The 17501-nt window shown below is 75.8% G+C and carries 12 protein-coding genes and 1 pseudogene; 7 read left to right on the plus strand and 6 right to left on the minus strand.

The window, feature by feature from the left end; translation table 11 throughout:
• Window positions 1–33 precede the first annotated feature (33 nt).
• Together HNR12_RS04710 and HNR12_RS04715 are read left to right on the plus strand one after the other, a co-directional pair.
• A complete protein-coding gene (locus HNR12_RS04710) occupies window positions 34–387 on the plus strand; it encodes a cupin domain-containing protein (RefSeq protein WP_179766339.1) in 354 nt (117 codons plus the stop codon).
• A gap of 193 nt (window positions 388–580) precedes the next feature.
• On the plus strand, window positions 581–799 hold the full coding sequence (locus tag HNR12_RS04715; RefSeq protein ID WP_179766340.1) for a DUF6243 family protein: 219 nt from the start codon (window positions 581–583) through the stop codon (window positions 797–799).
• A gap of 147 nt (window positions 800–946) precedes the next feature.
• On the opposite strand, the pseudogene HNR12_RS04720 reads toward HNR12_RS04715, so the two are convergent.
• Window positions 947–1828: pseudogene (locus HNR12_RS04720) on the minus strand (tripartite tricarboxylate transporter permease); the annotation flags it as partial.
• A gap of 428 nt (window positions 1829–2256) precedes the next feature.
• Between HNR12_RS04720 and acnA the strand changes: the two are divergent.
• Window positions 2257–5031, plus strand: a complete 2775-nt coding sequence (gene acnA / locus HNR12_RS04725; protein WP_179766341.1) for an aconitate hydratase AcnA — start codon at window positions 2257–2259, stop codon at window positions 5029–5031.
• A 51-nt stretch (window positions 5032–5082) separates the two neighbouring features.
• Here the strand turns inward: acnA and HNR12_RS04730 are convergent, their stop codons facing one another.
• Complete coding sequence (locus HNR12_RS04730; protein ID WP_179766342.1) at window positions 5083–5958, minus strand: GntR family transcriptional regulator; 876 nt, start codon at window positions 5956–5958, stop codon at window positions 5083–5085.
• A gap of 245 nt (window positions 5959–6203) precedes the next feature.
• On the minus strand, window positions 6204–7181 hold the full coding sequence (locus tag HNR12_RS04735; protein WP_179766343.1) for an ABC transporter substrate-binding protein: 978 nt from the start codon (window positions 7179–7181) through the stop codon (window positions 6204–6206).
• A 237-nt stretch (window positions 7182–7418) separates the two neighbouring features.
• On the opposite strand from HNR12_RS04735, the gene HNR12_RS04740 reads away from it, so the two are divergent.
• Entirely contained in the window at window positions 7419–8933 is a 1515-nt protein-coding gene (locus HNR12_RS04740; protein WP_179766344.1) for an MFS transporter, read from the plus strand.
• A gap of 32 nt (window positions 8934–8965) precedes the next feature.
• Window positions 8966–9544, plus strand: coding sequence for a TetR/AcrR family transcriptional regulator (locus HNR12_RS04745; protein ID WP_179766345.1), 579 nt, complete (start codon window positions 8966–8968; stop codon window positions 9542–9544).
• 27 nt (window positions 9545–9571) lie between these two features.
• On the opposite strand, the gene sigJ is transcribed toward HNR12_RS04745, so the two are convergent.
• Window positions 9572–10459 (minus strand): RNA polymerase sigma factor SigJ, encoded by an 888-nt coding sequence (sigJ, locus tag HNR12_RS04750; protein ID WP_179766346.1) that lies wholly within the window; start codon window positions 10457–10459, stop codon window positions 9572–9574.
• 104 nt (window positions 10460–10563) lie between these two features.
• Between sigJ and HNR12_RS04755 the strand changes: the two genes are divergently transcribed.
• Window positions 10564–11877: an FAD-binding oxidoreductase gene (locus HNR12_RS04755; RefSeq protein WP_179766347.1), complete on the plus strand. Its 1314-nt coding sequence runs from the start codon at window positions 10564–10566 to the stop codon at window positions 11875–11877.
• Between the two features lie 115 nt (window positions 11878–11992).
• On the opposite strand, the gene HNR12_RS04760 is transcribed toward HNR12_RS04755, so the two are convergent.
• Together HNR12_RS04760 and HNR12_RS04765 are read right to left on the minus strand one after the other, a co-directional pair.
• On the minus strand, window positions 11993–15268 hold the full coding sequence (locus HNR12_RS04760) for an amidohydrolase family protein (protein ID WP_179766348.1): 3276 nt from the start codon (window positions 15266–15268) through the stop codon (window positions 11993–11995).
• A 323-nt stretch (window positions 15269–15591) separates the two neighbouring features.
• The gene (locus tag HNR12_RS04765) at window positions 15592–16407 is read right to left on the minus strand and encodes an SAM-dependent methyltransferase (protein WP_179766349.1); all 816 of its coding nucleotides are present in this window, start codon (window positions 16405–16407) and stop codon (window positions 15592–15594) included.
• A gap of 381 nt (window positions 16408–16788) precedes the next feature.
• Here HNR12_RS04765 and HNR12_RS04770 point away from each other — a divergent pair, with 381 nt between their 5' ends.
• Window positions 16789–17493 carry a carbonic anhydrase gene (locus tag HNR12_RS04770; RefSeq protein WP_179766350.1) on the plus strand — a complete coding sequence of 235 codons (705 nt, stop codon included), beginning with the start codon at window positions 16789–16791 and terminating at the stop codon, window positions 17491–17493.
• Window positions 17494–17501: the final 8 nt, after the last annotated feature.

The raw sequence follows: 17501 nt of genomic DNA on the forward strand, positions 1-17501 counted from the left end.
TGCGGCGAACGCGTCGGCGGCCAGGATCGTGCCATGACCACAGCACACGACGAACCGCGCCGCGGCGGGGCGGTCTCCATCCCCCGCGCGGCCGCGGCCCTGCCGGGCCCCTTCCAGCAGCACACCCTGGCGGCGGTCAACGACACCACGGTCGTCCGCCTGGCCCGCCTGGAGGGCGGGTTCCCCTGGCACCACCACGACGAGGACGAGCTCTTCCTCTGCTGGGACGGCGCGTTCCGCATCGAACTGGCCGACCGCGCGCCGGTCGCGCTGGGCCCCGGCGACCTCTTCGTCGTCCCCCGCGGCGTCCGCCACCGCCCGGTGGCCGACGAACCCGCCCACGTCCTCCTCATCGAGCACCCCGACACCCGGCAGTACGGCAGCTGAGGCCCCGCCCCGCGCGGCCGGGGCGCTCCCCGCCTGGCCGGTGCCCGAAAAAGCGGATGCCGGGCGCTTTGGGCGCGCGCTACCGTTACATGTCGCGCCCTGCACGTCCAGCGCCTTTCTAACGAAAGCCCGGCGGGCCGCAACGCACCCCCCACCCACGTCGTCGCACCACCGCCGAGCAAGGGAGAAACCCGTGGCCAAACGCCATAACAGCCTTCTGGGCATCGGAGGGCAGCGCAAGCACATGTCCGCCGAGCAGCCCGGCTCCGCCCCCGGCCGCGCCGGCGCCCGCTCCGGCGCCGCCGCGCAGAAGGAGGAGCTGCTGCGCAAGATGCGCGAGCGCGCCCAGGCCGACCGGGCCGCCAAGGACGACGAGGCCGAGCGCCCCGCCGAGGACGACACCCGCGCCTGAGCGATGGCGCGGTGCGGGCCGCTCCGCCGACCGCGCCGCGCCATCGGCTCCCCGTGCGCGACCGCGCACCCGCGCCTCCGCGGCCCGCACCGGCCGCGGAGGCGTTCCTTCCTCTCCCGGGTGCCCGGCGCTCGCGCCGGGCCGCGCTCAGCCCCGCCCGGACGGGGCCGCGTCCCCGACCCGCTCCCCCGCCGGATCGGCCCGCCGACGGCGGTCGCCGACCCGCTTGGCGACGAGCGCGCCCGCCACCACCAGCAGCACCGCGTAGATGCCGACGGCGATCCCGCTGTCCACCAGGATCGCCGGGTCGCCCTGGCTCGCCGCCATCGCACGGCGCAGCTCCCCCTCGGCCAGCGGCCCCAGGATGACGCCGATCAGCACGGGCGCCACGGGGATGCCGTAGCGGCGCATCAGCAGCCCCAGCGCCCCGACCACGTACAGCGGCCCGACCTCGAAGACCGAGCCCTTGCCCGCGTAGACGCCGACCGAGGCGAAGACGACCAGGCCCGCGTACAGGTGCCGCCGGGGCAGCCGCAGCAGGCGCGCCCACAGCGGCGCGAACGGCAGGTTGATCACCAGCAGCAGCACCGTGCCCACGAACATGCTGGCCGGCAGCGCCCACACCAGGTCGCCCTCGCTCTCGAACAGCAGCGGGCCGGGCTGCATCCTGTACTGCTGGAACGCCGCGAGCATGACCGCCGCGGTCGCCGAGGTGGGCAGGCCCGGGCCCAGCAGCGGGATCATGGCGGTGGCGGTGGTGGCGTTGTTGGCCGCCTCGGGCCCGGCCACCCCCTCGATCGCCCCGCGGCCGAACTCGCTGCCGCCGCGCCGGCGGGCCAGTGCCTTCTCGGCCCCGTAGGACAGGAAGGTGGGGATCTCGGCGCCTCCGGCGGGCACCACGCCGAAGGGCAGCCCCAGCGCCGTGCCGCGCAGCCACGGCAGCCAGGACCGGCGCAGGTCGGCGCGGCTGAGCCACGGCGTGCCGCTGGCCAGGACGCGGTCGGCGGCCGCGCCGCCGGGGCGGAACCCGCCTCGCCGGCGCGCACCTCCAGCACGCCGCCGCCGAGCGCGACGGCGCCGATCGTCCCGGCGAGCATCTCGCGGCGGCTTGGGGCGGTCATCCTCATCGCTCTCCCGGGGGTCGGTGCGGGCAGGTGTCGCGGTGGCGGGGAAGCGCGCCCCGGCGGGGCGCGGGCGCACCGTGGCCTGCGTCCCGGTGCGCTGTGACGGGAGCCTATTGTACGAAAACGCATGTAAGTGCAATCCCTGTTCACGGGCAACGGAAGCCGCCGACGCGACGACCCGATCCCGCACGCACCTCCTTGAGCACACCGGAATGCTTCTGCTCGCCACCCGCCCCAAGGCGGGGCGAGGGCCTTCGGCACCCCTACGATGGGGCGTGATTGTACGTACCTGCATCATTGAACAATCAGCTGCCGAACCACCCTGGGGGGACGATGACCGGTCCGAACGAGGCGCGGGCGACGACGTCGGCGCCGCCGGTGCTGCGGGTGCTGGACGTCGGCGGTACCGCCTACCGCTACGTCCCGCTGGAGTACCTGCTCACCCGGCGCGAACTCGCGGCTGTGCCCTACTCCGTGCGCGTCCTGCTGGAGAACGTCGCCCGCCGGGCGCCCGAGTCCCTGCCCGAGGTGGTGGGCCGGATCCGCTCGGGCGCGGGCGCCTGCGAGGTCCCCTTCCACCCCAACCGGATCATGCTGCACGACACCACCTGCCTGCCCACGCTGGCCGACTTCGCCGCGCTGCGCGACATGGTGGCCGAACTGGGCGGCGACCCCGCCCGGGTCAACCCGGTGATCGACGCCGACCTCACCGTGGACCACTCGGTGATCGCCGAGGCCCACGGCTCCCCCGCCGCCCTGGAGGCCAACCTCCGCGTCGACTTCGAGCGCAACGGCGAGCGCTACCGGTTCATCAAGTGGGCCGAGCGCAGCCTGCGGGGCTTTCGGGTGGTGCCCCCCGGCAAGGGCATCATCCACCAGGTCAACATGGAGACGCTGGCCCGCGTGGTCTGGCGCGACTCCGCGCAGGACCCGCCCCTGCTGCACCCCGACGCGCTCGTGGCCACCGACAGCCACACCCCCATGATCAACGCCATCGGCGTGCTGGGGTGGGGCGTGGGCGGCCTCCAGGCGCAGGCGGCCCTGCTGGGCGAGCCGGTGCTGTTCGGATTCCCCGAGGTGGTGGGCGTGCACGTCACCGGCCGGCTGCGCGAGGGGGTCACCGCCACCGACCTCGCCCTCACCCTGACCGAGGCGCTGCGGGGCCACGGGGTCGTGGAGGCGTTCGTGGAGTTCTTCGGCGCCGGGGTCGCCGCGCTGTCGCTGGCCGACCGCGCGGCCGTGGCCAACATGGCGCCCGAGTACGGCGCCACCTGCACCTTCTTCCCCTACGACGACGAGGTGGCCGACTACCTGCGGCTGACCGGGCGCGGTGCCGGGCACCGGGCCGTGGTCGACGCCTACCTGTCGGCCCAGGGCCTCAAGCGCACGCCCAGAAGCCCGGTTCCCGACTACGACCGCGTCGTCGAACTCGACCTGGGCGGGGTGGAGCCGTCCGTGGCCGGGCCGCACCGCCCCGACCAGCGCCTGCCCCTCTCCCAGGTGCCCCGCTCCTACCGCGCCGCGGCGCCGGCCCCGAGCACCGCGTCCGGCACCGGACCCGCCGGACCCGACCCCGTGCTCGGTGCGGCCGTCCCCGACGGCGCCGTGGCCATCGCCGCCATCACCAGCTGCACCAACACCGCCAACCCCGCGCTGATGATCCGGGCCGGGCTCCTCGCCCGCCGGGCGCGCGAGCGGGGCCTGGCGGCCCGGCCGTGGGTCAAGGCGTCGCTGTCGCCCGGCTCGCGGGTGGTCACGCGCTACCTGGAGGCCGCCGGCCTGCTGGAGCCCCTGGCCGAGACCGGGTTCCACACCGTGGGGTTCGGCTGCATGACCTGCATCGGCAACTCCGGGCCGCTCCAGCCGCGCATGGCCGAACTGGTCGAGGCCGGCGCGCGGCCCGTGGCGGTGCTGTCGGGCAACCGCAACTTCCCCGGCCGGGTCAACCCCGGCGTCTCCCTGGCCTACCTCGCCTCGCCGCCGCTGGTGGTGGCCTACGCGCTGGCGGGCACGGTCCTGTGCGACCTGGCTGCCGAGCCGCTGGGCCGCGACCCCCAGGGCCGGCCCGTCCACCTGCGCGACCTGTGGCCCGACGACGACGAGGTCGCGGCCCTGGCCGCCGAGGTCCTGACACCGGAGATGTTCCGCGACAACAGCGCCGCCATCCGCGAGGGCACCGACCAGTGGCGGGCGCTCGGCGCGGAGGGCGCCACGCGCTTCCCCTGGGATCCGGCGTCCACCTACGTCCGGCGCCCGCCCTACCTCACCGGTGTGGACCCGCGCCCGCCGCGCCGGCTGGACGTCGCCGACGCCCGCGTCCTGCTGTGGCTGGGCGACGACATCACCACCGACCACATCTCGCCCGCGGGCGCCATCCCGCCCGGCAGCCCGGCCGGCCGCCACCTGGCCGCCGCCGGGACGCCCCCGCGCCACCTCAACCAGTACTCCACGCGGCGCAGCAACCACGAGGTGATGCTGCGGGGCGCCTTCACCAACCCGGCCGTGGCCAACCTGCTGCTGCCGCCGGACCTGCGCGGGGGCGGAGGACGCGCCTACACCGCCGACCGCACCCGCGTGGCGCCGGTGTACGCCGCCGCCCGGACCTACCGCGACGCCGGACTGGACCTGGTGGTGGTGGCCGGACGCAACTACGGGGCCGGGTCCAGCCGCGACTGGGCGGCCAAGGCCCAGGCGCTGCTGGGGGTGCGCGCGGTCATCGCCGAGAGCTTCGAGCGCATCCACCGCGCCAACCTCATCGGCATGGGCGTGTTCCCGCTGGAGTTCACCCCGGGTCGGCGCGCCGCCGACCTGGGCCTGACCGGGGAGGAGCCGCTGTCGATCGAGGGCCTGGACGACCCGCGGCCGGGCACGGCCACCGCCGTGCTGCGGATCAGGCGCGCGGACGGCTCCACCGCCCAGGAGCCGCTGCGGCTGCGGATCGACTCCCGTCACGAAGCCGCCTACCTGCGCCACGGCGGGACCATGTCCTACGTGGTCCGCCGCTTCCTGCCCGCGGACGCCGCGCGCGGGCCGGCCGCGCACCCGGGGGCCGCGGAGCCCGCGGCGGCCGGCGGGACCGGCGGCCCCGGCGCGCCCGCCCGGAGCTGACCTCCCGGTCCGGCGGCACCCGCCGCCGGACCGCCGGGCCGGCGGCGCCCTCTAGGGTTCCAGGGCCGGGGGGCGCGGCTCGGGGCCGATCCCGGTCTTCAGCCAGCGCACCCGGTCCAGGTGCGCCCGCAGCAGCGCGGCGGCCGCCTCGCGCTCGCCGCGCTCCAGCAGCTCCAGCAGCCGCAGGTGCTCGCGGGCCTGGCCCACCAGCCGCGAGCGGTCGAACTGGTGGCGGTACTCGATCAGCCGGCGGACCCGGTTCTGCCGCCGCAGCGCGTCCAGCAGGAAGGCGTTGCGCGAGCAGGCCACCACCATTTCGTGGAACTCCGCCCCGGTACGGAACAGCTCGGTGCGCGAGGACGTGAGGATGCCCCCGCGCAGCAACGCCTCCTGGCGCGCGCGGTGCTCGGCGAAGGCGTCGGGGTCCACGGCGAACCCGGGTTCCAGCACCGCCCCCGGCTCCACGATCATCCGGAACCGGTAGCTCTGGTCGTGGCCCTCGACGGTGGTGAGCACCCGCTGGAACTCCCAGCCGCGCCCGGCGCGGCGCCGCACCAGGTCCTCGCCCTCCAGGCGGGCCAGCAGCCGCTGGGCCTGGCGGGCGGTGAGGCCGTAGCGGCGGGCGACGTCGGCTGCCGTGAACTCGGTGCCGAACCGCCCGCCGAGCTGGTCGTCGACGAAGTGGAAGTAGCCGGCCTCCTCGGCCTCGGAGGCGGCGTCGAGGTCGACCCGCCCCAGGTCGGCGGCGGGCCTGCTCAGGAAGAAACCGCGGTTGGGGATCCGCTCGACGATCCCCAGCTCGGCGAGGAACAGCAGGGCCTTGCGCGCGGGCGAGCGCGACACCCCCAGCTCGTCGGCGACCCACTGCTCGGTGACGTGGGCGCCCTCGGCGAGGTCGTGGCGCACCGCCAGGTCGACGACCCGCATGGCCAGTGCCGTCGCCCCCGAGGCGCGGGGCGCCCCGCGCCCCCCAACGGCTCCTTCGCCCACCCGCACCCGCTCCTCACGGCTGTGCACCCGCCCGGCCTTCGCGCGCCGGGGCTCCCCGCCCGGCACGGCCGCGATTCACGCGGACCAGCTTAGGGCCCAGACGGAGCGGAGAGCGGGCCCCGGCGCTCCGGCCCGGACGGGTCCTGCCGGGGCGCGACCCCGGCAGGACCCGGTATGCGCGCTCACTCCCGCGCGGACCGCGACGCCTCCTCCAGGTGGGGGCGCATGGCGTCAAGAGCGTGCTCGACGGACAGCGGCGTGGGGGTGTTGAGGCCGGCCACGGTGGCGTAGTCCAGGACGGCGACGGTGCCGGGGAGGTCGTCGAACCCGGGGATGTCGGACAGGTCGTCCTCGTCGCCGCCGTTGACCAGGAAGGCCACGAAGTCGGCGCGCAGCAGGTCCGACCGCTCGGTGCTGACCTCGATGCGGGGCAGGCCGGTCTCCTGGCCCCGCTCGCGCACGGGGCCGTACATCGTCATGCCCAACCGCTGGAAGAAGACGCTGGAGCCGTCCTCCTCGTCGGCGACGATGATCATGCCGTCCCCGACGATGTACTGGGCCAGCGCGAACGTCCCGCCCTCCAGCCCGGGCAGGTCCGCCGCCGCGTCGTCCACCCGGCCGTGGACGGAGTCGACGACCTCGTCGGCGGTCTCGGCGTCCTGGAGGATGCGCCCGGCGAGTTCGACCAGCTCCTCCCACGGCGTGACCTGGCGCTCGTCCAGGGTGGCCACGGTGGGGGCGATCTCGGAGAGCCGGTCGTAGGTGTTCTGGTCGGCGATCGAGTAGGTGCCCAGGATGAGGTCGGGTTCGAGCAGGGCGATCTGCTCGACGGGGACGCCGTCGTCCGCCCGCAGCGCCTCGGCGGAGGCCGGGAGGTCCTGCCACGGCGGTCCGCCCTCGGGCATGCCGGGGTCGACCGTGTAGCCCACGGGGTCGACGCCCATGGACTGCAGGACGTCGGTCCACTGCAGGTCGATGGTGACGATCCGCTCGGGCACGGTGTCGATCTCGGTGGTGCCGAACTGATGCTCGACGCGGACGGGCTCCGCCAGCGGGCGGGCGTCGTCCTCCGGTTGGGTCTCCGGGGGGCTGCACGCGGCGAGGGCGAGCGCGAGCACGGCGGCGGGGGCGGTCCGGCGGAGGAGGCGGCCAGGTTTCATGAGGTAAGGCTAGCCTTAGTAATTCATCAGGCGCAACGCCCGCGTCCACGGCACCGCCCGGCGCGCACGCCGCACACCACCCCCTCCCACCCCTCCTCCGCGCACCCCCGGCGCCCGCCCGACCTCCTGCCGCCTTTCGCCACGGCCCGGTGTGCCGCCCCTCTCGTCCGCATTTAGTTGAACGAACGTACTAGTTGTATTAGCGTCCAACTACATTGCCTATGCGAGGGGGACCACGTGGTCGGAACGGATACGCGAAGGCGCGCCGGCGCGCGCGAGTGGGCGGGGCTGGCGCTGCTGGCCCTGCCCACGGTGCTGCTCGGCCTGGACGTCACCGTGCTGTACCTGGTGATGCCGAGCCTGGCGGCGGACCTGGCGCCCACCGCCACCGAGACGCTGTGGATCATGGACGCCTACGGGTTCCTGATCGCCGGCCTGCTGATCACGATGGGCACCCTGGGCGACCGGATCGGCCGCCGCCGGCTGCTGATGATCGGGGCCGCGGCGTTCGCGGTGGTGTCCGTGGCGGCGGCGTTCGCGCCCACCGCGCCGGCGCTGATCGCGGCCCGCGCGCTGCTGGGCGTCGCCGGCGCCACGCTGATGCCCTCCACGCTGGCCCTGGTCAGCACGATGTTCCCCGCGCCGCGGGAGCGGGCGCTGGCCATCGGGGTGTGGGCCACCATGTTCGCCCTGGGGATGGCGGCCGGGCCGGTCCTGGGCGGCGCGCTGCTCGCGCACTTCTGGTGGGGGTCGGCGTTCCTGGCCGCCGTTCCGGTGGCCGCGGTGGTGCTGGCCGCGGGGCCGGTGCTGCTGCCGGAGTACCGGGCGCCCGCGCGGGGCCGGTTCGACCTGCCCAGCGTCGCGCTGTCGGTGGCCGCGATCGTCTCGGTCGTCTACGCGGTCAAGCACACCGCCGCCGAGGACCCCGACACCGCGGCGGCCGCGGCGGCGGCCGCCGGGCTGGGGCTGGGCGCGGTGTTCGTCCGCCGCCAGCTCCGCCTGCCCGAGCCGCTGCTGGACATGACGCTGTTCACCGGGCGCGCCTTCACCAGCGCGCTGGTCATCCTGCTGGTCGGCCTCACCGGTGTCGGCGGGGTGATGTTCCTGGTGACCCAGTACCTCCAACTGGTCGAGGGGCTGTCGGCGGCGGCCGCCGGGGTGCTGCTGGGGCTGCCCGCGCTGGCGATGCTGGCCGCCGCCATCGGCGCGCCGCTGGTCGCCCGGCGCGTGCGCCCCGGCACGGTGATGGCCGCATCGCTGGTCCTGGCCGTGGTGGGCTACGGGCTGCTGGCCACCGCCGGCTCCGGCGCGCGCGTCGCCGTGGTCGGCGGGTTCGCCCTGGTCTACCTGGGCCTGGGCGCGATCAGCGCGCTGGGCACCGACCTGGTCGTGGGCGCGGCCCCGCGCGAGAAGGCGGGGTCGGCCGCGGCGATGTCGGAGACCGTGCAGGAACTGGGGCTGGCCGTGGGGGTGGCCGTGCTGGGCAGCCTGGCCACGGCGGTCTACCGCGCGACCGTGGCCGTCCCGCCGGGCGCGCCCGCGGGCGCCGCCGCGCGCGTCGGCGACAGCCTGCCGGGGGCGCTGTCGGTCGCCGACCGCGTCCCGGCCGAGGCGGTCGTCCAGGCCCAGGCGGCCTTCACCGCCGGGTTCAACGCCGCCGCCGGTGTCGCCGGGCTGGCCACGGTCGCCGCCGCCGTACTGTGCGCGGTCGCGCTGCGCGGCATCGGGCCCATCACCGGGTCGGAGCCGTGACGACCGGCTAGCCTGGGCGGCGAGGAGGCACCATGGGTGAAGACGCGCCCGTCACCGACGGCCGCCGGCTGCGGGGGCGCCGCCGCCGCGCGGAGATCATCGAGGCCACGCTGCGGGTGGTGCGGCGCGACGGCGCGGCGGGGGTCACCCACCGCACCGTGGCGCGGGAGGCCGGCATCCCCACCAGCCTGACCACCTACTACTTCGCCACCCTCGACGACCTCCTCGTGGCCGCGCTGTCCAGTGTCGCCGACGTCTACACCGCGCGGATCCGGGCCATCGCCGACGCCGGAGGGGACACCCTGCGCGGGCTGGCGGAGCTGATCGCGGAATCGGCGGGGACGGGCCGCGAGCGCGCCCTCGCCGAGCGCGAGCTGTCCACGCTGGCGGCGCGCCGCCCGGCGCTGCGGCCGGTGGCCCGCCGCTGGCGCGACAACGTCGCCGAACTCGGCCGCGCCCACACCGCCGACCCCGAGGGGGTCGCCGCGCTCGTGGCCGCGGCCGACGGCCTGTGCGCGGGTGTGCTGCTGGACCCCGACCGGGCCGATGTCGACCACATCCACGCCGTGCTCAGCCGGGCCCTGGCCGCCGACACCGCCCCCGCGCCCTGATCCGGACGCGGCGCCGGGGCACCGGGGTCAGCCGTCCAGGGCCGACAGGTCCAGCCGGGCGAGCCGCTCGGGGTCGGCCAGCGCGTCGATGTAGGCGATCCGGCCGTCCACCACGGTGTAGGCCAGCAGGGAGTACAGCCGCCCGTCCTCGGTGCGGCTGAGCACGCCGATCCCGCCGTTGACCACCACCGTGCGCACCAGTTCGGGCGGCCGGGCGTAGAGCGCCGCCTGGCGCGCCACCTCCTCGGCGCCGCGCACCGCCGGCGCCGCGCCGGGCCGCAGCGCGCCCCAGTCGACCCGGGTGGTGGCGTCGGGGTGGAGCAGTTCCACCAGCGCCGCGAGGTCGCCGCCGCGCGCGGCCGCCAGGAACGCCTCCACCACCCGGCGCTGGCGGGCGAGGTCGGGGTCGGGTGCCGGGGCGGCCCCGCGCACCCGGCGGCGGGCGCGGCTGGCCAGCTGGCGCGCGGCGGCGGGCGAGCGCTCCACGATCGGCGCGATGTCGTCGAACGGCACGCCGAACAGGTCGTGCAGGACGAACGCCAGGCGCTCGGCGGGCGGCAGGGTGTCCAGCACCACCAGCAGCGCCAGGCCCACGGAGTCGGCCATCAGCGCCTGCTGCTCGGGGCCCTCGGCCGCCTCCAGCGGCGCGACCACCGGGTCGGGTAGGCGGGCGCCGGCCGGCTCCTCGCGGCGGGCGCGGCGCGACCGGAGCATGTCCAGGCACACGCGGCCGACAACGGTGGTCAGCCAGCCGCCGAGGTTGTCGATCTCCGCGGCGTCCGCGCGGTTCAGGCGCAGCCACGCCTCCTGCACCGCGTCCTCGGCCTCGGCCTGGGAGCCGAGCATCCGGTAGGCCACCGCCCTCAGCCGATCGCGGTGCTCCTGGAACCGGTCTCCCAGAAAAAAGTTCTCCATAACCGGTCACATCTCCTCTCCGAGGTCCGTCATGGGAGTGACGGACCGAACGAGGCTGATGTGACCGGCCCCTGCGGACACTCTGCGAGATACGGGGATTGAACGTGAACGCTGCTGTGGAGAACCTTCGCACACAGGTGCGCGGCCGCGTCCTGCTGCCCTCCGACGACGGGTTCGCCCAGGCCCGCTCGCCCTGGAACCGCGCGGTGGAGCAGCCCGTGGCCGCGGTCGTGGAGGCCGCCGACGCCGACGACGCCGCGGCCGTGGTGCGCCACGCCCGCGCCGCGGGGCTGACGGTGGCGGCCCAGCCCAACGGCCACGGCGCCTCCGGCAACACCGCCGGCGTGGTGCTGCTGCGCACCGGCGCGCTGGACGGGCTGGCGGTCGACCCGGCCGCGCGCACCGCCCGTGCGGAGGCGGGCGTGACCTGGGGGCGGGTGCAGGCCGAGGCCGGCCCGCACGGGCTCACGGGCATGGCGGGCAGCTCGCCGATCGTGAGCGTGGTGGGCTACACCCTCGGCGGGGGGCTGAGCTGGTTCGGCCGGTCCCACGGGTGGGCGGCCGACAGCGTGACCGCCTTCGAGGTGGTCGACGCCGAGGGCGAGCGCGGCCGGGTGACCGCCGCCTCCGATCCCGACCTGTTCTGGGCGCTGCGCGGGGGCGGGGGCGACTTCGCGCTGGTGACGGCGGTGGAGTTCGACCTGCACCCGGCGCCGGAGCTGTACGGCGGTCGGATGCTGTTCCCCGGCGCGCTGGCCGCCCGCGCGTTCGACGCCTTCCGCGCGATCACCGAGAAGGCCCCCGACGCGCTGTCGACGTGGTACACCCGCCTGCACCCGCCCGGCGGCGACCCGCTGGTCGCGGTGGACGTTGCCTTCCTGGGCGGCGAGGCCGAGGCCAAGGAGCTGCTGCGCCCGCTGGAGGCGGTGGGCGCGGCGATCGCCGACACCCGCCGGCCGATGTCCCCCGCCGAACTCGGCGCGATCACCGCCGACCCCACCGACCCGGGCCCCGGGTTCAGCCGGGCCCGCTCGCTCGCCGACCTCGACGGAGACGCCGGCGCGGTGCTGGCGGAGGAGGACGCGGCGCCGCTGCTCATGGTGCAGGTGCGCCACCTCGGGGGCGCGCTGGCCCGCCCGTCGGACTCCGCCACCGGCGCCCTGGCGGCGCCCTACCTGGTCTACACGCTGGGGCTGCCGCTGTCGGCGGACCTGGCGGCGGGGCTGCGGGAGCGGTGCGCGCGGCTGTGGGAGTCCCTGGGCGGGCGGGTGGGCGGGCGGCGGCCCTACAGCCTGCTGGCGCCGGGCGAGTCGGCGGCCGACGCCTTCACCCCCGAAGCGGTGGCGCGGCTGCGGGAGGTCAAGCGCGCCCGCGACCCGCACGGCGTCTTCCGCGCCAACTTCCCGGTGCTGGACTGACCGGCTCCGCGCACCGACGGGGGCGCGGGGCGGGGCGCGGCGCCGTGGTCGGCTCCGCGCGCCGCGCGCCCGCCGACCGCCCGCGGGTGCCGGGCGGTCGGCGGGCGCGGCCGGATCAGCAGCGGTGCGGGGCGGTCCGCTCGGACTCGCCGTGCCACCACGGGGCGTCGCCCCCGGTGCCCGCCGAGGGCAGGGGGTCGCCGCGCCTGGTCGCGGGGGGCGCCGAGCGGGTCTGCGGGCGGGTGGCGTCCTCGGCGAAGGGCTCCATCAGCTCCTCGACGCGGTGCACCACGCCGTTGACGATCGTCATGCGGACCGCGGCGGCGGCCGTGATGTCCTCCAGGGGGTTGCCCTCGACCACGGCGAGGTCGGCCAGCCGGCCCGGTTCGACCGCGCCGAGGTCGCGGCCCAGGCCCAGCCAGCGGGCGGTGGTGGAGGTCGTGACGGTCAGCGCCGCGCGGGGGGTGAACCCGTGGGCCACCATGGCCCGCAGGTTCAGGTGCAGGCTGACGGCCATGTTGTCCAGCGGGGCGTCGGTGCCGCCGATGATGAGCCCGCCCTTCTTGTGGACGGTGCGCAGGGTGGCGACGTTGTCGGGCAGCGCCGCGCGGGCCCGCCGGGCGTCGGGGCCGCCCGCCGCCGCGTCGTCGGCCTTGGTCTCCAGCGCCCGGTACTCCCAGGCGGGGAAGAGGCGGCGGGTGCGCTCGTCCTCGACCAGGGAGCGGTCCTCGGCGTAGAGCGCGGAGGCGTTGAACAGGGTGGGCGTGATGGCGATCCCCGACGCCGCGAACATCGCCGTGACGTCGCCGTAGGCGCGGCCGAGCTGGCTGGCGGTGTGGGAGTAGCCCAGCCGGTTGGTGGCGCCCATGTGCTCCATGCCGTCCATGCCCAGGTGGGCGGCCGGGTAGAGGTAGTGCGAGGTCAGGGGCAGGCCGGCGCGGTGGGCGCGGTGCACGGCGGTGCGCTGGAGGCGCACCGGCAGCCGCACGTAGGTCTTGACGAGGTCGTAGTCCAGTTCGAAGGCGCGCTCCAGTTCGCGCTCCAGGGCCTCCTCGTCGTGGGTGGGGCGCATGAAGTTGTAGTAGATGCGCGTTCCGTCGACGGCCTCGCCGGTGGCGAGGTAGCGGGGGCCGGTGATCTTGCCGGACTCCAGCGCCTCGCGGGTCTCCAGCATCTGGTAGACGGGGTCGCCGGGCGAGCGGGTGGCGGTGATGCCGTAGGCCAGCCACAGCGGCCCCTGCCGGGCGCCCCAGTGGCGGCCGCGCAGGTGCCAGTGGTTGTGGGCGTCCATGAGGCCGGGCAGCACGGTGAGGTCGGCGGCGTCCACCACCCGGGCGCCGCCGGCGCCTCGCGTGCGCGGGCGCACCTCGGTGATGCGGTTGCGGTCGATGACGATGTCCACGTCGTGGCGCAGCCGGTCGGAGGTGCCGTCCCAGACGGCCCCGGCCCGCACCAGGGTGCGGCCCGAGGGGCGGGCGCGGCGCCGGCGCAGCGGCATGGCCACCCCGGCGGAGCGCCCGCCGGTGCGCGCGACGGTGCGCAGCCGGCCGCTGCTGAGGTACAGCAGGGTCTGGGAGTCCCCGCTCCAACTGGGGGCGTCGGTGGGCTCGGTGGTCAACTGGCGGGGTTCGGTGCGGAAGCCGCCGTCGGCGTCGACCTCGACGGTCCACAGCACGCTGTCCATGACGAACGCCATGTGGCGGCCGTCGGGCGACCAGACCGGGCCGTCGTCGCCGCGCGTGGACAGCGACCGGTAGGGCGCGGGCTCGATATAGCGGGTGGTGCCGGTCTCCAGGTCGACGGTGAGGATCTGGCTGGTGCCCTCGCGGAACCGCCGCGAGCGCGGCCGCACCGCGGCCAGCGCCAGCACACGGCCGTCGCGCGACCAGGTGGGGCGGCCCGGCTGGAAGAGGGCGGGCAGGACCTGGCGGGTGGTGTTGGCGGCGACGTCGTAGACCCAGGTGGCGCCGTCCTGGTCCTGGTAGGCGATCCGCTCGCCGTCGGGCGACCAGCGGGGCGTGACCTGGGCGCCGTCCAGGTGGGTGAGCCGGGTGGTCTCGCCGGAGTCGAGGTCGTAGCGCCACAGGGCGGGCGCGCCCGAGCGGTCGCCGGAGTACACCAGGGAGGTGCCGTCGGGGTGCCAGTCGGGGTCGGAGTTGAAGTAGCCGTCGTCCACGATGGCGCGGGGCTTCTTGCCGATCGGCATGACCCACAGCGCGCCCAGCGCCCGGAAGGCCACGCGGGTGCCGTCGGGCGACAGGACCGGCCCGGCGATCCCGCGCACGGGGTGCTCGTCGTGGTCGTCGATGTCGCGCCGGGCGGGGCGGGATTGGCGGCGCAGGTAGGGGACGGTGGCGCGGAAGTCGACGTCGGTGGCGCCGGAGCCGAGCGTGCGGTGGCGGATGGCGCCGTCGGCGGTGTAGAGCAGCCGGTCCTCGCCGGTCCAGGTGAGGGTGCCGACGAAGACGTCCTCGTCGCCGCTGACGGCCTCGCCGTCGACCACCAGGCGGCAGGTGTCGGCGTGGAAGCGCACGTGGGCCAGCCGTCCGCCCGGGCCCGGGGCCGGGGAGAAGACGGTGGTGTGGTCGGCGGCGGGGACGAGTTCCTCGCTGTTGCCGTCGAGGTCGGTGGCGCGGACGCCGGCGCGGTCGGCGGTGTAGACGATCCGCTCGCCGTCGGGTGTCCAGGCGGGCTCGCCCGCGTCGGAGGCGTCGCCGGTGATCCGGGTCAGCTCGCCGGATGCGACGTCGTAAACCCAGATGTCGTAGCCGTCCTCGCGGTCGGAGGCGAGGGCGATGCGGGTGCCGTCGGGCGAGAACGCGGGTTCGCGGTGGTCGTGGGGCCCCTCGGTGATGCGGCGCGGCCGGCCGTCGGGCAGGTCGAGCAGGTAGACGTGGTAGTTGCCGTCGCGGTAGGCCTGGAAGACCAGTTGGGAGGAGTCGGGGCTGAAGCGCGGGCGGGTGGCGTCGACGATGTCGCCGGTGAGGCGGCGGGCGGTGCCGCCGGCGGCGGGGACCAGCCAGATGGCGGTGTAGAGGTCGAAGGCGATCCACTCGCCGTCGGGCGAGGCGGCGGCCGAGATGTTGGTGCCCTGGGTGACCGTGACCGAGCCGCCGGAGGAGTCGGCGTCGGCGGTGTCGTCGGCGGCCGCGGGCGCTCCGGGGGCCAGCAGCCAGGCGGCGCCGCCGGCGAGCGAGGCCTTGCCGCCGGTCTCGAACAGGTCGCGCCGGGTGAGGGCGCCGCCCGGCTCGGCGGGCTGCTCGGGTGCGGGGCGCGGCGGGGGTGCGGAGAGGGGGGAGCCGGCGGTGGGGGCCGCGGCCGGGGCGCCGGGAGCGGCGGGGGTGTCGGGGGCGGATGAGGCGGGGGGCTGGGACGGGCGGGGATGCGCCATACGGCCTCGCTCAATAGGCGGAGAGTGCCGGACGCACTACGCCCGGCACACCGACCGGTACGTTGTATACCGTGCGACGCGTGCGGCGCAAGGAGGGCGGACGCGCCACCTGGGCCGGACCGCGCCCCGCGCACCCCGCCGGCCCCGCACCGCGGCACGGACCGCCGCGTACCGGGACGCTCCAGCGGGCCGGGGAGGCGCCCTCGCCTCGCGCTGCGCACCCGGGCCGCGCCGCCCCCCGGCGGCGGTGCGCCCCGCCCGAGGCGGGGGCAGGCTCCGGCCCGCGCCGCGCCCGGGTTGGGCCCCCAGTGTCAGGGCCAGTGTCAGGGCTTGCGGCCCACCCCGGCGAGCGAGGGCGGGTTGGACCATCCGGCCCCGGCCTCCAGGCCGCTGGGACGCCACCGCGGGCAGGGCACCAGGCCCGGCTCGACGATCTCCAGCCCGTCGAACAGGGCGGCGATCCACTCCGGGGCCCGGTGCCGGTAGGGCAGCGGCGCGCTCTGGTTGTACTCCTCCAGCGCCGCGAGCACGTCGGCGTCGGTGTCGGTGCCGTCCCACAGCGCGAGGTGGCTGCCGCTGGGCAGGGCGTCGACGAGCGTGCGCACGATGCCGGGCACCCGGTCGGCCGCCACGTGGCCGAGCACGCCCATCAGGATGAGGGCGATCGGCCGCTCGAAGTCGAGGCGCTCGCGGGCCATGGCGATGACGGCCTCGGGCTCGCGGATGTCGGCGTGGATGTAGTCGGTCCTGCCCTCGGGCGTGCCCACGAGCAGCGCGTGGGCGTGCGCCAGCACCAGGGGGTCGTTGTCGACGTAGACGATCCGGGCGTCGGGCGCGTGGGCCTGGGCGACCTCGTGGGTGTTTTCGGCGGTGGGCATGCCGGTGCCGAGGTCGAGGAACTGGCGGATACCGGCCTCGGTGGCGAGGTAGGTGACCGCCCGCTTGAGGAAGCCGCGCCCCTGCCGGGCGAAAGTGGCCACCTGCGGCCAGGTCTCGCGGAACTGCTCGCCGGCCTCCCGGTCGGCGGCGTAGTTGTCCTTGCCGCCCAGCCAGTAGTTCCAGACCCGGGCCGAGTGCGGCACGGAGGTGTCGATCGATGCGGGGAGGCCGCCGGCGGCGGCGGTGTCGTTGTCGGTCATCGGGTCTTTCCTGGAAGGGGGCGGTGCGGCGGCAGCGGCGGGCGCGCGTTACCGCGGAAAAACCACCACGCGCCGCATGTGTCGGCAACTCATCGTAAAAGCCCGAAACGGTTGCGCGCACACTCCAGGCGACTTTCCCCCATCCGCCCCACGCTTTTCGTGGCCGACCGGCTACGACACGTGTGCCCCGTGGCGGCAGGCGATCCCGCACGCGCGGGAGCCGAAGGGCCACGATCAAAATTCACAATTATTGCAATGTCTACCAAGTCACTATCAATGGCGACTTCTACCGTTTTCGCCCCATCAGGAATATGTTGCTCTGCATCGCACCGCCCACCCCATCCAGACCGGGCGGTCCTGATGCCGAAAGCAGGTACCCCCATGGCGATCTCCCGCCGTGGCGCGCTCGCCGCGAAAGCGGCCGGCGGCGCCGGATTGCTCGTCGGCGGGCTCGGCGCCCTCCCCGCGTTAGCCGACGAGGACGCCCCCGCCCCCCGACGCCTCACCCCTGACGAGGCCCTCGACCGCCTCAAGGCCGGCAACCGCCGCTGGCGCCGCCTGGACCAGCGCCACCCCCGCGAAGGCCAGGCGACCCGCGACCGCCTCGTGGCGGGCCAGCACCCCTTCGCCCTCGTGGTCGGCTGCGCCGACTCCCGCGTCCCCCCGGAACTCGTGTTCGACCAGGGCCTGGGCGACATCTTCGACGTCCGCTCCGCCGGCCAGGTCCTCGACGAGTCGGTCCTGGGCAGCGTCGTCTACGGCGTCGAGCACGTCCACATCCCGCTGATCGTCGTCCTGGGCCACTCCTCGTGCGGCGCGGTCACCGCCGCCGTCGACGTCCACCGGGGCGCCCCCCTGCCCGAGGGCCACATCGGCTACCTCGTGGAGCACATCCTCCCCGTCGTGGAGTCCACCCCCGACACCGGCGGCGACTACGTCAAGACCTGCGTCACCGCCAACGCCCGCCACATCGCCGCCGAACTCGCCGCCGACCCTGAGCTCACCGACGCCGTCCAGTCCGGCACCGTCCACATCGTCGCGGCCCGCTACGACCTCGACACCTCCCGCGTCCACTTCTTGGACTAAATGAGCAG

The organism is Streptomonospora nanhaiensis, from assembly GCF_013410565.1.
Classification (GTDB): domain Bacteria; phylum Actinomycetota; class Actinomycetes; order Streptosporangiales; family Streptosporangiaceae; genus Streptomonospora; species Streptomonospora nanhaiensis.

Excerpts from the sequence above, each read along its gene's own strand:
- HNR12_RS04710 (WP_179766339.1), top strand. The coding sequence starts at position 34 with ATGACCACAGCACACGACGAACCGCGCCGCGGCGGGGCGGTCTCCATC.
- acnA (WP_179766341.1), top strand. The coding sequence starts at position 2,257 with ATGACCGGTCCGAACGAGGCGCGGGCGACGACGTCGGCGCCGCCGGTG.
- HNR12_RS04730 (WP_179766342.1), bottom strand. The coding sequence starts at position 5,958 with ATGCGGGTCGTCGACCTGGCGGTGCGCCACGACCTCGCCGAGGGCGCC.
- HNR12_RS04735 (WP_179766343.1), bottom strand. The coding sequence starts at position 7,181 with ATGAAACCTGGCCGCCTCCTCCGCCGGACCGCCCCCGCCGCCGTGCTC.
- HNR12_RS04745 (WP_179766345.1), top strand. The coding sequence starts at position 8,966 with ATGGGTGAAGACGCGCCCGTCACCGACGGCCGCCGGCTGCGGGGGCGC.
- sigJ (WP_179766346.1), bottom strand. The coding sequence starts at position 10,459 with ATGGAGAACTTTTTTCTGGGAGACCGGTTCCAGGAGCACCGCGATCGG.
- HNR12_RS04760 (WP_179766348.1), bottom strand. The coding sequence starts at position 15,268 with ATGGCGCATCCCCGCCCGTCCCAGCCCCCCGCCTCATCCGCCCCCGAC.
- HNR12_RS04765 (WP_179766349.1), bottom strand. The coding sequence starts at position 16,407 with ATGACCGACAACGACACCGCCGCCGCCGGCGGCCTCCCCGCATCGATC.
- HNR12_RS04770 (WP_179766350.1), top strand. The coding sequence starts at position 16,789 with ATGGCGATCTCCCGCCGTGGCGCGCTCGCCGCGAAAGCGGCCGGCGGC.